This window comes from Micromonospora sp. WMMD1128 (genome assembly GCF_027497235.1).
GTDB lineage: Bacteria > Actinomycetota > Actinomycetes > Mycobacteriales > Micromonosporaceae > Micromonospora.
In genome coordinates this window covers 6,364,981-6,378,195 of sequence record NZ_CP114902.1, presented here as the reverse complement: position 1 = coordinate 6,378,195, position 13,215 = coordinate 6,364,981, and the positions used below count along the sequence as shown (strand labels likewise).

Annotated in this window: 13 protein-coding genes; 7 read left to right on the top strand and 6 right to left on the bottom strand. The window is 71.8% G+C overall.

The window, feature by feature from the left end; translation table 11 throughout:
* Positions 1-151 precede the first annotated feature (151 nt).
* Positions 152-3,091 (top strand): hypothetical protein, encoded by a 2,940-nt coding sequence (locus O7602_RS28960; RefSeq protein WP_281585759.1) that lies wholly within the window; start codon positions 152-154, stop codon positions 3,089-3,091.
* 95 nt (positions 3,092-3,186) lie between these two features.
* On the top strand, positions 3,187-4,089 hold the full coding sequence (locus O7602_RS28955; protein WP_281585758.1) for a sulfurtransferase: 903 nt from the start codon (positions 3,187-3,189) through the stop codon (positions 4,087-4,089).
* A 40-nt stretch (positions 4,090-4,129) separates the two neighbouring features.
* Here the strand turns inward: O7602_RS28955 and O7602_RS28950 are convergent, their stop codons facing one another.
* The 4 genes from O7602_RS28950 to O7602_RS28935 form a co-directional block, all read right to left on the bottom strand.
* A complete protein-coding gene (locus O7602_RS28950; protein WP_281585757.1) occupies positions 4,130-4,444 on the bottom strand; it encodes a hypothetical protein in 315 nt (104 codons plus the stop codon).
* Positions 4,441-4,569 carry a hypothetical protein gene (locus tag O7602_RS28945; RefSeq protein WP_281585756.1) on the bottom strand — a complete coding sequence of 43 codons (129 nt, stop codon included), beginning with the start codon at positions 4,567-4,569 and terminating at the stop codon, positions 4,441-4,443. Before O7602_RS28945 ends, O7602_RS28950 begins: the two co-directional genes overlap by 4 nt.
* Before the next feature lie 412 nt (positions 4,570-4,981).
* Entirely contained in the window at positions 4,982-5,758 is a 777-nt protein-coding gene (locus O7602_RS28940; RefSeq protein WP_281585755.1) for a sigma factor, read from the bottom strand.
* Positions 5,759-5,783: 25 nt separating this feature from the next.
* Complete coding sequence (locus O7602_RS28935; protein WP_281585754.1) at positions 5,784-6,377, bottom strand: TetR family transcriptional regulator; 594 nt, start codon at positions 6,375-6,377, stop codon at positions 5,784-5,786.
* An 80-nt stretch (positions 6,378-6,457) separates the two neighbouring features.
* Here O7602_RS28935 and O7602_RS28930 point away from each other — a divergent pair, with 80 nt between their 5' ends.
* From O7602_RS28930 to O7602_RS28920, 3 genes are all read left to right on the top strand, one after another.
* Entirely contained in the window at positions 6,458-7,600 is a 1,143-nt protein-coding gene (locus O7602_RS28930) for an FAD-dependent monooxygenase (RefSeq protein WP_281585753.1), read from the top strand.
* A 147-nt stretch (positions 7,601-7,747) separates the two neighbouring features.
* On the top strand, positions 7,748-8,362 hold the full coding sequence (locus O7602_RS28925; RefSeq protein WP_281585752.1) for a TetR/AcrR family transcriptional regulator: 615 nt from the start codon (positions 7,748-7,750) through the stop codon (positions 8,360-8,362).
* A gap of 83 nt (positions 8,363-8,445) precedes the next feature.
* Positions 8,446-9,783 carry a biotin carboxylase N-terminal domain-containing protein gene (locus O7602_RS28920; RefSeq protein WP_281585751.1) on the top strand — a complete coding sequence of 446 codons (1,338 nt, stop codon included), beginning with the start codon at positions 8,446-8,448 and terminating at the stop codon, positions 9,781-9,783.
* Between the two features lie 22 nt (positions 9,784-9,805).
* Here the strand turns inward: O7602_RS28920 and O7602_RS28915 are convergent, their stop codons facing one another.
* Positions 9,806-10,165, bottom strand: coding sequence for a ribbon-helix-helix domain-containing protein (locus O7602_RS28915; RefSeq protein ID WP_281585750.1), 360 nt, complete (start codon positions 10,163-10,165; stop codon positions 9,806-9,808).
* Positions 10,162-10,443 (bottom strand): hypothetical protein, encoded by a 282-nt coding sequence (locus O7602_RS28910; protein ID WP_281585749.1) that lies wholly within the window; start codon positions 10,441-10,443, stop codon positions 10,162-10,164. The genes O7602_RS28915 and O7602_RS28910 overlap by 4 nt, the downstream gene beginning before the upstream one ends.
* Positions 10,444-10,641: 198 nt before the next feature.
* Between O7602_RS28910 and O7602_RS28905 the strand changes: the two genes are divergently transcribed.
* Both O7602_RS28905 and O7602_RS28900 read left to right on the top strand, forming a co-directional pair.
* Positions 10,642-11,562: a hydroxymethylglutaryl-CoA lyase gene (locus O7602_RS28905; RefSeq protein WP_281585748.1), complete on the top strand. Its 921-nt coding sequence runs from the start codon at positions 10,642-10,644 to the stop codon at positions 11,560-11,562.
* Positions 11,563-11,654: 92 nt separating this feature from the next.
* The gene (locus tag O7602_RS28900) at positions 11,655-13,187 is read left to right on the top strand and encodes an acyl-CoA carboxylase subunit beta (protein WP_281585747.1); all 1,533 of its coding nucleotides are present in this window, start codon (positions 11,655-11,657) and stop codon (positions 13,185-13,187) included.
* Positions 13,188-13,215 lie beyond the last annotated feature (28 nt).

Below are 13,215 nucleotides of genomic sequence, written 5' to 3'. Positions count from 1 at the left end.
CGTACGGTCCGGCCTGCCTGACCGTTCCGTCCGGTGTGGCCGCTCCTCGCGAATCGGGATCGCCCGATGTCCGTCCGGCTGGATAACATCCGCTGCCCCCGTCGATCGAGTACGGGGTGAATCGGGGAAAGGTGGATGAGGGATGACCCTCATGCCTGACAGAAATCCACTTCGGACCGGCGGGCGGAACCTGCTCGCCGCCACGCTGTCCATGATGGTCGCCGCCGGGACGGTCGTCGCCACCGCGGCGCCGGCCGCCGCGTACGACGTGCGCTACGAGACCAGCACCGCCTGGGGCTGGACCGACTCGAAGACGCCGGGCAAGAACAACCTGAACCGGCCGGGAGACCTGCCGGTCGGCACCTGGAAGGACGCCAAGGGTCACCCGCACACGTCGCGGGCCTACCTCACCTTCGACATCTCGCGCTACCGGGGCGCCGACATCGAGCGCGCGGTGCTCGACGTCAAGGAGACCGCCGGCGCGGACTGCACCAAGCGTCCGAAGATCGAGCTGTGGCGCACCTCGCCCTACACCGCGAAGTCGAGCTGGCGGAAGCCCCCGGCCGACCTGGGCCTGGTCGACAACCGTCAGCTCACCAACCAGACCGTCTGTCCGGCGCCCCGGGTCGAGTTCGACGCGAGCGAGGGGCTGCGCCAGGCGCTCGCCGAGGGCCGGTCGACGCTGACCCTGTCGCTGCGGCTTCCGGCCGACGCGGAGCAGGACCCCACGTTGGCCCGCAGGTACGCGGTCAAGGCCGGCATCTCCATCGACTACAACTTCCGGCCGGGCGTGCCGACCGAGCTGGAGACCACGGCCGGCACCGCGTGTACGACCGCCGAGCCGTACCAGGTGGTGCGCTCCCCCACGCTGTCCGGCGTGGTGCACGACCGGGACCGGAACGACACCGGCGGAACCGACCAGCTCACCGCCTTGTTCGCGGCCTGGCCGGTCGACCAGCCGGACGCGCGGGTCGAGCAGACGGACTACGCCCGCGACGGCGAGCGTGCCGTCGGCCGGTTTGACCAGATGTGGCCGGTGCCGTTCGAGCACGACCGCACGTACGCCTGGCGGATGCGTTCGGCCGACAGCCGGGCCACCGGCGACTGGAGCCCGATCTGCTACTTCCGCTACGACGTCCGTGGCCCGGCGACGCCGCCCACGGTGACCTCCACCGACTTCCCGGACGACTACGAGCTGCACCCGGGCCTTCCGGGCGCGTTCACGTTCACGGCCAACGGCGCGACGGACGTCGTGACGTACGGCTACTCCCTGAACTACGGCAGCGAGAAGACGGTCGACGCGGACCGGCCGGGTGGCTCGGCCACAGTCACGCTGACGCCCGGACGCCTTGGGAACACGTTGCGCGTGTGGAGCCTGGACGCGGTCGGCAACCGCTCGGCGACCACCGACTACACGTTCTTCGCCGAGGACGTCTCGCCGATCGTCGACGGCCGGCTGGACGAGATCGGCGTGCCGGCCACGTTCCAGGTGCGCTCGCAGCTCGACGGGGTGGTGCGCTACCGCTACGGCCTGGACGGTGACCCGGAGCGGACCGTCGACGCCGCCGCCGACGGCACCGCCGCGTTCACCGTCACGGCGACCCGGGGCGGCAACCGTACGCTCTCCGTCACCGGTGTCACCGCCGCCGGGGTGGAGGTCACCGCGACGCGGGAGTTCTCGCTGCCCACCGAGCCGAAGATCTCGGCGACCGTCTACGAGGAGTACGGCGTCGGCGGCGGCCAGGGCGTGCCGGGTGTCTTCACCTTCACCCCGCGCGTTCCCGACACGGTCAGCTACCGCTACCACTTCAACGGCGAGGAAGGCACGGTGCGGGCCAACGCCGACGGCACCGCCTCGATCACCTGGACGCCGACCGCGGCCGGCTGGGTGGACCTGGGCGTGTGGGGCGTGAGCCGGGACGGCACCGAGTCGGAGCCGGCGACCTGGTTCTTCCAGGTCCGGGACCTGCTGCCCGGGGTCTACTCCAGCCTGTACTGGCCGGACCAGTGGGCCGGCGGCCCCGGGCAGGCCGGCGAGTTCCGGCTCAGCTCCGAGGTGCCCGACACGGTGGCTTACCGCTACCGCTTCGACGGCGGCGCCGAGCAGAGCGTCGACGCCGACGCCAACGGGTACGCCACCGTCGGCTGGACGCCCGAGCAGGGCGGGACGCACACCCTCACCGTGCGCGGGGTCACCCTTGACGGGACGGTGTCGGCCGAGCGGACGTACACGTTCCTGGTCAACGACGCGCCCCTGGTCTCGTCCGAGCAGTACCCGAAGGAGACGAACAGCGGGCTGCCCGGCGTGGCCGGGGTCTTCACCGTCACCCCGCAGCGCCCTGGCATGGTGAAGTACCACTACACGTTCTGGGGCGAGGAGACGAAAACGGTCGACGCGGCGGCCGACGGCACCGCCTCGATCATCTGGACGCCGGAGACCTCAGGCTGGCGTCAGCTCACGGTGATCGGGGAGACCGCGGACGGCACCAGCACCCAGCCGCGGGAATACACGTTCAGCGTCCGCGAGCCGAAGCCGACGATCGTCTCCTACCTCTACAACGAGTACGACCCGCAGGGCGGCATCGGCGTGGCCGGTGCCTTCCGGTTCGACTCGGAGCTGCCGGACACCATCGCGTTCGTCTACCGGCTCAACGGCGGGCCGGAGCAGACCGTGGCGGTGACCGACGGCACCGCGGCCGAGCTGACCATCACCCCGGACCGGGGTTTCCGGAACACGCTCACCGTCCGGGCCCGTTCGGCCGCCGGCGAGCTGTCCCCGGAGGCGAGCTATTCCTTCGTGGTCAGCACCGCGCCGGCGATCAGCTCCACCACCTACCCCTACGGTGAGCCGGGCGGCGGCGTCGGCGTGCCCGGTGTCTTCACGTTCACACCGGGGATGCCCGACGTCGAGTCGTACGTCTACCAGTTCGACAACGGCCCGGAGATCACCGTGCCGGCGGGCGCGGACGGCTCCGCCTCGGTGACGCTGACGCCTACCGAGGCGCGCTGGTACCCGATCTCGGTGTTCGCGATCGACAAGGCGGGCAACCGCTCGAACTACGCGTACCACTGGTTCGTGGTCCAGGGCTGACGGCTCGCTCCCGACCAGGCCGGCCCCACCACCTTTCCGAGGTGGTGGGGCCGGTGTCACATCCGCCGCGGGCGATCCGGCGTACCTTGGGGATCATGCCTGTCCCGAGCGATCCGCATCCCCACCTCCAGTCGTACGCCGACCCGCAGCGCCTGGTCACCACCGAGTGGCTGGCCGAGCACCTGGGCGACGAGGGCCTCGTGGTGGTCGAGTCCGACGAGGACGTGCTCCTCTACGACACCGGCCACCTCCCCGGCGCCGTCAAGGTCGACTGGCACACCGAGCTGAACGACCAGGTCACCCGCGACTACCTGGACGCCGCGAGTTTCGCCGAGTTGTGCGCGGCCAAGGGCATCGGCCGCGACGACACGGTCGTCTTCTACGGCGACAACTTCAACTGGTGGGCCGCGTACGCCCTCTGGGTCTTCTCCCTCTTCGGCCACGCCGACGTGCGGCTGCTCGACGGCGGCCGGCAGAAGTGGGTGGCCGAGGGGCGGGAGCTGACCCGGGACAAGGTGAGCCGCCCGCGCGCCGACTATCCGGTGCCGGAGCGCAACGACGCGCCGATCCGCGCCTACCGCGAGCAGGTGATGGCGCACGTGGCGGCCGGCCGGCCGCTCGTCGACGTGCGCTCGCCGGGCGAGTACACCGGCGAGATGCTGCACATGCCGGACTATCCGCAGGAGGGCGCGCTGCGCGGCGGGCACATCCCGGGCGCGGTGAGCAAGCCGTGGAAGTCCGCCGCCAACGACGACGGCACGTTCAAGTCGGCCGACGAGTTGCGCGCCATCTACGCCGACCAGCTCGGGTTGAGCCCGGCCGACGACGTGGTGGCCTACTGCCGGATCGGCGAGCGGTCCAGCCACACCTGGTTCGTGCTGCACCACCTGCTCGGCTATCCGCAGGTGCGCAACTACGACGGCTCGTGGACCGAGTGGGGCAACCTGGTCCGGGCACCTGTCGTCAAGGGCGACCAGCCCGGCGGCCTGACCCGCTGAGCCCCCGGCCGGTCCCCGCGCGGCGGCGGGGACCGGCCGGTCAGCCGGCGGCGAGCGCCACCAGGCCGCGCACGTCGCGGGCCACCCAGGCGACCTCGCCGGTCTCCGGCCGCCAGCGGGCCAGCCCGCGGACGTCGTAGCGGAACAGCACCGCGCCGTCGGCCGACCAGCCGAGCACCTGGCAGCAGCCCTTCCCCAGGTCGTCGCGGCCCAGGTCGAGCAGGTGGGTCACCGCCGCGGTGCGGGCGTCCACCACCGCCACCCCCTCACCCCCGCGCATGGTGCCGGTGGTGGTCCAGCCGGCCTGGGCGATCCGGTCGCCGCGCTGCCAGCCCCGCCCGTAGACCTCGTTCAACCGGTAACCGGGGGGCAGTCCGCCTTGAGTGGGGCCGCCTCGTTGCGGTCGGCGTCCCGGGTGGGCGCGAGCGGGACCACGTCGAGTTCCCGGACGAGGCCGTCGTCACCGAGGACCCGGACCACGCCGGCTTCGCCGGTATCCGGGTCGATCGGCTGGAACAGCGCCAGCGCCCGGCCGACCGGGCGGGCGGGTCGTCGAGGCGGTCCAGCGTGGCCGTGGGCCGCTGCACCGGCGACGCGCTCGTGGCCGGGCTCACGGTGGGGTGGGCCGGGGTGTCCGGAGGCGGGCCGGCGCGGTGCAGGAGCGCTTCAGGCCATCCTCGTCCTTCAAGCCGCCGAGGACGCCCGCTACCCGCGAATGAAAATGGCTCACTGAAGTGTTCCGAGACGGTCTTCCGCTCAGCGGCCGATGCCGCCCCGGGGCGGGTCCCTGTGCAGCCCGCGGTAGCCGTAGTAGACGGCGGCCATCATGCCCCCTGGGCGTTGTTCTCACCGGCTGTGATCATGCGCCCTCTCGCGCAGGACGGGTCGGCAGCTATGTGGGCGGGGGCCACATGCGCAGGCGTGCGGTTCCGACGGAGGTATCTGTTCCGGTGACCATGACAAGTGAGGTGCCGATATGGCCGCCGCAGGCGACGAGATGCTGTCCAGTGGTCATGTCGGGGAAGGTGAGGTAAATCCAGTCGCTAGGCTCACCGTCGACGGACATGGCGCGGGTGCCGATGGGCTCGTGCGGAAGGTCAATTTCGAGGCGTTCGAAGAACTCGCGTGGCGGAGGCCCAGCGCCCCAGGGAAGCGCGTCCAAGCGTCCGAGCTGTCCGAACTGGTAATTGGTCAGGCATTCGCGCAGGCGGGCGCCGAGTGAGGTGCCGTCGGTATCATCCCTTGCCGTGGTGACCTCGATGGTCGTGTTCTCGTCCAACTCGTGGACGAGGCGCACCGCAGCGTAATGAAGATCGCCGTGGTCGCCTGCGGTCTCCCAGGTGCGGCCGACGAGGCGGCTGCGGTAATAGGGAGCCTCCAGCGTGGCGAACTTGACCCCGAGCCAGGTGTAGATTTCCTCGGGCGTCGGCTGTGTCAGCCACCCTTGATCGTGCTGGCCCGAATGTCCATGTAAATGCATGCTGGAGGCTCCCTCGATCTCACGCACGGCGGGCCAGCGGAGGGCCAGTTTCAGCAGCGCGTCCTGGAGCAGGTCCTCGGCCTGGTGCCGGTTGCCGCAGACCAGGTACGCGGCGCGTAGCAGCCGGTGCTGGTGCGCCTCGACGAAGGCGAGGTAGTCCGCTCGCCCGTGGTCCACGGTGCGCCCCATCCGGCGTCTCCCTCCGTTCCCTCCGTCACCCGGCAGACGCCCGGGACGGGGTGAAAGGTTGGGTCAGATAGCGCTGGATCGTCGGGCCGACCCATTCGACGAGTTCGTCCGGGTCCAGGTCGGTCACCGGTGGCAGCGGGATCACGTACCGGGTGAGGGCCAGGCCGAGGATCTGGCTGGCCACCAGGCCGGCCCGGCGGGCGGCGGTCGCCGGATCGGCGCCGGAGCGGGTGACCGCCGCGACGAGTTGGCCGGCGAAGATGTCGCGCATCCGGTCCGCCGCGCCGGGGTTGGTGCTGGCGGCCCGGAGCAGGGCAACGAGCGTGCCGTCGGCCTCCCAGCGGCGCAGGAAGTGCCGGGCGAGTGTCTCGCCGAGCCGCTCCGGTGGCACCTCGGCCAGCTCGGGCAGGTGCAGGTCGAACTCGGCCGCCGCGGCGAACAGCCCCTCCTTGCTGCCGTAGTAGCGCATCACCATGGCCGGGTCGATCCGGGCGTCGGCGGCGATGGCCCGGATGGTGGCCCGTTCGTAGCCGTCGGCCGCGAAGCGTGCCCGGGCGGCGCGCAGGATGGCCGCCCGGGTGGCGTCCGAGCGGCGGGTACGGGAGCCCGTTCCAGTCATGTCCACGACTGTAGGCCAACAAGTGTTGACATGGCCCCTAAGGTTTTAGTCAACAAGCGTTGGCAAACGGAGGTGGCGTGATGCTTCCCGAACACACGGACGTCCTCGTGGTGGGCGCCGGGCCGACCGGCCTCGCCGTGGCCGCGACCCTGGCCGGGCACGGCGTGGCCACCACGGTGGTCGACCGGCTCGCCGAGCCGCCGGTCACCTCCCGCGCCGCGGTCGTGCACGCCGGCACGCTCGAAGTGCTGGACCGGATCGGGGTCGCCGACCCGCTTGCCGCCCGAGGGCTGCACTCGACCCGGTTCTGCGTCCGCGACCGGGACCGGCTGCTGGTCACCGTCCCGTTCGACAGGTTGCCGTCCCGCTACCCGTACGCGCTGCTCATCTCGCAGGCCGACACCGAGGCGGCGCTCACCGACCGGCTCACCGCGCTCGGCGGGCGGGTGCTGCGGCCGTACGAGCTGACCGGCCTCGACCTCGACGGCGGCGGCGCCACCGCCCGGTTCGCCGGTGGCGGCGAGGTCCGGGCACGCTGGGTGGTCGGCGCGGACGGGATGCACAGCCGGGTCCGCGAGCTGGCCGGCATCGGTTTCGGCGGCCCGGCCGACCCGGGCGAGTCGTTCCTGCTCGCCGACGTCCGGGTGGACAGCGCGCTGCCCCGCGACCAGGTCAGCCTCTTCCTGTCCCGGAGCGGCCCGCTGATCTGGGCGCCGCTGCCCGACGGCACGGTCCGGCTGGTCGCGACCGTGGCCGACGCGCCGCGGGAGCCGCAGGCGCGGCACTTCCAGGCGTTGCTCGACGAACGCGGCCCGGTCCGGCGGCCGGACCGGGTCACCGGGATGGCATGGGGGTCCCGGTTCCGGATCCACCACCGGATCGCGAGCAGCTACCGGTCCGGCCCGGTGCTGCTCGCCGGCGACGCGGCGCACGTGCACAGCCCGGCCGGTGGGCAGGGGATGAACCTCGGGCTGCGGGACGCGGTCGCCCTCGGCGACGCGCTCGCCGCCGGCCCGCAGGCCCTCGACGGGTACGCGGCCGACCGCCGCCCACGGGCCGAGGAGGTGCTCGGGTTCGCCGCTGGCCTCACCCGGCTCGCCGCCGCCCCGCCGGCCCTTCGCCCCGTGCGTGACCTGCTGCTCCGGACGGTCTCCGTGTTGCCCCCGGCCCGGCAGCGGCTGGCGGTCCGACTGGCCGGCTTCGAGCCCGCGTCCCCGGCCTGACACCCGGCGATCATGAGGTTGGCGGTGAGGTGCGTCCGGTTTGTCGCCGCCAAGCTCATGATCGTGCGGCACTGACCGCCCGGCCGTGACGCAACCGGCGGGTAACCTTGGCTGCCTCTCCTGGATCGCGAGGTCTAGGCTGGCCCGGTGGCGGTGGAACAGCAGGCACGGGGTGCGGCGGGCGTGGCCCGGCGCCGGTCCCGGCGGGACGAGATCCTGGAGATCGCGGTCGGCCTCTTCGCGGCGCGGGGCTACCACGGCGTGTCGATGGACGACATCGGCGCTGCCGCCGGCGTCACCGGCCCGGCGCTCTACCATCACTTCGCCGGTAAAGAGGCGATGCTCGCCGCCGCGCTGATCCCGGTCAGCGAGGGGCTGCTCGCCGGTGGCAAGGAACGCGCCGCCGGCCACCCGGACGACCCGCGCGGCGTGCTCGAGTCGCTCATCGACTTCCACGTCGAGTTCGCGCTCGCCAACCCGGCGGTGATCGCGCTGCACCTGCACGAGCTGGACCGCCTCCCCGACGAGCCGCGTCGCCGGATCCGCCGGCTCCAGCGGATGTACGTCGAGGAGTGGGTCACCGTGCTGACCGCGCTGCACCCGGGGCTGCCGGACGGCGCCGCCCGGGTGCTCGCCCACGCCGCGTTCGGCCTGATGAACTCCACCCCGTTCCTCGGCGGCGAGGTGGACCGACGGCGCCGGGCGGAGCTGCTGCGCGGCGCCGCCCTGGCGGCCCTGCTGGCACCCACCGACCCCACCTGACACGCCGCGTACGCCTTAACGCATGTTAAGAAGGGGCCCCGGCTATACCTCAGGCGTTAAGAAGGGGCCCTTCCTTGCCGAACATGTTTGATGCGCTGCTCGTGGCCAACCGTGGGGAGATCGCCCGACGGGTGATCCGCACCGCTCGGCGGTTAGGGGTGCGGGCGATCGCGGTGCACTCGGAGGCCGACGCCGACCTGCCGTTCGTGACCGAGGCCGACGAGGCGGTCTGCGTCGGCCCAGCCAACCCGGCGCAGAGCTACCGCAACGTCGAGGCGATCCTCGCCGCCGCCCGGAGCACCGGCGCGCAGGCGATCCACCCCGGGTACGGCTTCCTGTCGGAGAACGCCGACTTCGCCCGTACCGTCGAGGAGTCCGGCCTGATCTGGGTCGGACCCGGCGCGGACGCGATAAGCGCGATGGGCGACAAGATCAACGCCAGGAACCTGATGGCGGCGGCCGGCGTCCCGGTCGCACCCGGCACCACCGAGCCGGCGGCCGACCTGGACGCGGCCGTCACCGCCGCCGCGGAGATCGGCTACCCGGTGATGGTCAAGGCCGCGGCGGGCGGCGGCGGCATGGGGATGGGCGTGGCCACCGACGAGACCGCGCTGCGCACCGAGTACGACAAGGTCCGCGCGTTCGCGGAGCGGATGTTCGGCGACGGCTCGGTGCTGATCGAGCGTTACTTCCCCCGGGTACGCCACGTCGAGGTGCAGATCCTCGGCCTGGCCGACGGCCGGGTGGTGGCGCTCGGCGAGCGGGAGTGCTCGGTGCAGCGGCGCAACCAGAAGCTGGTCGAGGAGTCCCCGTCTCCGGCGGTCTCCCCGGAGTTGCGATCCCGCTTCCTGGCGGCGGCGGTCCGGGCCGGCGAGGCGGTGGGCTACCGCAACGCGGGCACCGTCGAGTGTCTCCTCGATCCGGCCACGCAGGAGTTCTTCTTCCTGGAGATGAACACCCGGCTCCAGGTCGAGCACCCGGTCACCGAGTACGTCTACGGCGTCGACCTGGTCGAGGAGCAGTTGCGGGTGGCCGCCGGCCTGGCGCCCACCTTCGACCCGGACGCGCTCACCCCGCGCGGGCACGCCATCGAGCTGCGGATCAACGCCGAGGACCCGAAGCGGTTCCTGCCCGGCCCGGGCGCGATCCGGACCTGGGTGGAACCGTCCGGCGAGGGCGTCCGGGTGGATTCCGGCTACGTCGAGGGCAACACGGTCACGCCGTTCTACGACAGCCTGCTGGCCAAGCTGATCGTCAGCGGCGCCACCCGGGAGGAGGCGATCGAACGGGCGCGGGCGGCGGTCGCCCGGTTCGAGATCGCCGGCCCGAAGTGCAACCTGCCGTTCTTCGCCGAGCTGCTGGAGAATCCGGAGTTCCGCTCCGGCGACTACGACACCGGCATCGTCGGCCGGATGCGCTGAGTCGGGAGGCCGGGCGGGCGGTCTATGCCGCCTCCGCTCGGCCCTCGGTGGTGCGGATGGTGACGATGCGACGGAGAACGTCGAGGGCGTGTTCGGCTTCGTCCTGACTGACGGGTGCGGTGCGGGCGGTGATGTATCTGGTCAGGGCGTCGCGGATGATGTCGGAGCGGCGGGCTTCGGTCTGGTCGGCGAGGCGGTCGAGTTGGTCCACGAGCGGAACGGGTAGCCGGATGCTGACCAGCATCATGGGTGCTGCCCCGGGTGCGGTTGGGGATGCTGGTGCTTCGGTCATTGACCTGATGACCGGTGCCAGGCTGTCGGTGGTCCGGAACCATGCGACGACCTCATCTTTGGTCATCCGGTCGAAGTCCGGCTCGGTCACAGGATTCGCCTCCTCCACTCGTCGAGGTCTGTGCCCTTAAGGGCGCGGGCCCCGATGATCTTGTACGTTTGGGTGGCGCCGATGCGGTCGCACAGCGCGGCGATGACTCGACCGCTGTCGGCCATGCCCATGACGATGAGTAGCAGGTCCCCGAGGGCGCGCTCGTAGCGCAGGCCCTGAGGGGCGTACAACGCTTGGGTCGTCTCGTCCACGCCGACGCCGTTGCTGCGGGCGTTGTCCAGGCCCTCGTCGGTCCACACGTACTCGCGCTCCGGCACCCCACGACCGTAACACGACGTAATACACGGACGTCGCGTGATTCAGCGCAGGCACGGATGCGGGCCTGGGCCTTGTTCACGGCCTTCTGCCTTGGCGGAGGGCGCTGGCGCTTCGGCGCTCGGTTCTGATTCCCTTGGGATGAGTCGGCGGCGCGGTCTGCCCCGATCACGCGCAACGTCACAGTGAGGTGACCCCTTATGACGCAACTGCCGGACGCCGTCTCCATCCGTGAGGTCGGGCCCCGGGACGGGCTCCAGAACGAGGAGCCCATCGGAACCGACGCCAAGGTGCGGCTGCTCGACGCGCTGTCCCGGACCGGGGTACGGCGGATCGAGGCCGTCTCCTTCGTCCACCCGAAGGCGATCCCGCAGATGGCCGACGCGGACGAGGTGTGGCAGCGGGCGGAGCGGGTCGACGGGGTGCGCTACTCGGCGTTGGTGCCGAACACCCGGGGCGCGCGGCGGGCGCTCGACGCCGGCTTCACCGAGATCGAGGTGGTGGTGTCGGCGAGCGACACGCACAACCGGCGCAACGTCAACCGGTCGACCGAGGAGTCGCTCGACGACATCGCCGAGCTGATCGACCTGCTGCACGGCGCGGGCGCGACCGCCGAGGTGATCGTGGCGACCAGCTTCGGCTGCCCGTACGAGGGGGACGTGGCCCCGGAGCGGGTGGCCGGCATCGTGGACCGGGTGGTCCGGGACGGCGCGGACCGGGTGGCCTTCGGCGACACCACGGGCATGGGTACGCCCCGCCGGGTCCGCGAGCTGGTGACCGCGGTACGCGACCGCAACGCGCACGTCCCGGTGCTGCTGCACTTCCACAACACCCGGGGTACCGCCCTGGCCAACATGCTCACCGCGATGGAGCTGGGGATCACCGAGTTCGACGCAAGCGTCGGTGGACTGGGTGGCTGCCCCTACGCGCCGGGGGCCAGCGGCAACCTGGCCACCGAGGAGGCGGTGCACATGCTGCACGACATGGGCGTGGACACCGGCATCGACCTGGACGCGCTGATCGAGGCGGCGGAGTTGGCCGAGCGCCTGGTCGGCAAGAAGCTCCCGTCCGGCGTCCTCCGCGCCGGCCCCCGCACCCGCCTGACCCCCCGCCCCTGCTGACCTCCGGTCCCCGCCCCCGCCGGGCTCGCCGGAGGGGGCGGGGGTGAGGTAGCCTAACGATCGTTCAGGTCGGTGGGTGGTGAGGAGTCGGCGTGACGCTCGACGGTGAGGCTCTGGAGCAGCTACGCAAGCGCGCCCGTGCCGGCGGTGCGGACAAGTACCACGCGGCCAACGCCGCCAAGGGGAAGCTCTTCGCCCGCGAGCGCGTCGCCTACCTGGTCGACGAGGGCTCCTTCGTCGAGGACGGGCTCTACGCCAACGCGATGGCCGACGGGCTGCCCGCCGACGGCGTGGTGACCGGCACCGCGACCATCGACGGCCGGCCGGTCTGCCTGATGGCGAACGACTCCACGGTCAAGGCCGGCAGTTGGGGCGCGCGCACCGTCGAGAAGATCATCCGGATCATCGAGCGGGCGTACACGACCAAGGTGCCGATGGTCTACCTGGTCGACTCCGCCGGCGCCCGGATCACCGACCAGGTCGACCTCTTCCCGGGCCGGCGCGGCGCCGGGAAGATCTTCTGGAACCAGGTCCGGGCCTCCGGATCGGTCCCGCAGGTCTGCGCGCTGTTCGGGCCGAGCGCGGCCGGCGGGGCGTACATTCCGGCGTTCTGCGACGTGGTGGCGATGGTGGACGGCAACGCCAGCATGTACCTCGGCTCCGACCGGATGGTCGAGATGGTCACCGGCGAGAAGACCACCCTGGAGGCGATGGGCGGGGCCCGGGTGCACTGCGCCGAGTCCGGCGTCGGGCACTTCCTGTGCAAGACCGAGGCCGACGCGCTCGACGTGGTGCGGACCTACCTTTCCTACCTGCCGGCCAACTGGACCGAGGCGCCGCCGGCCGCCGAGGCGAAGCCGGCGCCGGCGAAGGCCGACCTGGCGGCGCTGGTCCCGGCCAGCGAGCGGCAGGCGTTCGACATGCGGCGATACGTCAAGGGCCTGCTCGACGAGGGCAGCTTCTTCGAGATCCAGGCGCTCTGGGCCAAGGAGCTGACCATCGGCTTCGGCCGGCTCAACGGCGAGGTCGTCGGCGTGATCGGCAACAACTCGATGTTCAAGGGCGGGGTGCTCTTCGTCGACTCGGCCGACAAGGCGACCCGGTTCGTGCAGCTCTGCGACGCGTTCAACGTGCCGCTGCTGTTCCTGAGCGACGTGCCCGGGTTCATGGTCGGCAGCGCGGTGGAGAAGCAGGGCATCATCCGCCACGGCGCGAAGATGATCACGGCGATCTCCGAGGCGACCGTACCCAAGATCTGCGTGGTGGTCCGCAAGGCGTACGGCGCGGGTCTCTACGCGATGGCCGGCCCCGGCTTCGAGCCCGACGCCACCATCGCGCTGCCCACCGCGAAGATCGCGGTGATGGGCGCGGAGGCCGCGGTCAACGCGGTCTACGCCAACAAGATCGCCGCGATCTCGGACGAGGCCGAGCGGGCCGCGTTCGTCGCCGCGAAGCGCGCGGAGTACGAGCGCGACATCGACGTGGTCCGGCTCGCCAGCGAGCTGGTGATCGACGCGATCGTCGAGCCGCACGAGCTGCGTGCCGAACTGGTCCGCCGATTCGCCGCCGCCCGCACCAAGGAGCGGCACTTCTCCCACCGCCGCCACGGCGTAACCCCCGTCTGACCGGTAAGGAAGGGGCCCCGCTTAACAC

What these genes read in the sequence shown, in the direction of transcription:
- O7602_RS28955 (WP_281585758.1), top strand. Translation starts at nt 3,187, where the DNA reads ATGCCTGTCCCGAGCGATCCGCATCCCCACCTCCAGTCGTACGCCGAC.
- O7602_RS28960 (WP_281585759.1), top strand. Translation starts at nt 152, where the DNA reads ATGCCTGACAGAAATCCACTTCGGACCGGCGGGCGGAACCTGCTCGCC.
- O7602_RS28905 (WP_281585748.1), top strand. Translation starts at nt 10,642, where the DNA reads ATGACGCAACTGCCGGACGCCGTCTCCATCCGTGAGGTCGGGCCCCGG.
- O7602_RS28930 (WP_281585753.1), top strand. Translation starts at nt 6,458, where the DNA reads ATGCTTCCCGAACACACGGACGTCCTCGTGGTGGGCGCCGGGCCGACC.
- O7602_RS28935 (WP_281585754.1), bottom strand. Translation starts at nt 6,377, where the DNA reads ATGACTGGAACGGGCTCCCGTACCCGCCGCTCGGACGCCACCCGGGCG.
- O7602_RS28940 (WP_281585755.1), bottom strand. Translation starts at nt 5,758, where the DNA reads ATGGGGCGCACCGTGGACCACGGGCGAGCGGACTACCTCGCCTTCGTC.
- O7602_RS28920 (WP_281585751.1), top strand. Translation starts at nt 8,446, where the DNA reads ATGTTTGATGCGCTGCTCGTGGCCAACCGTGGGGAGATCGCCCGACGG.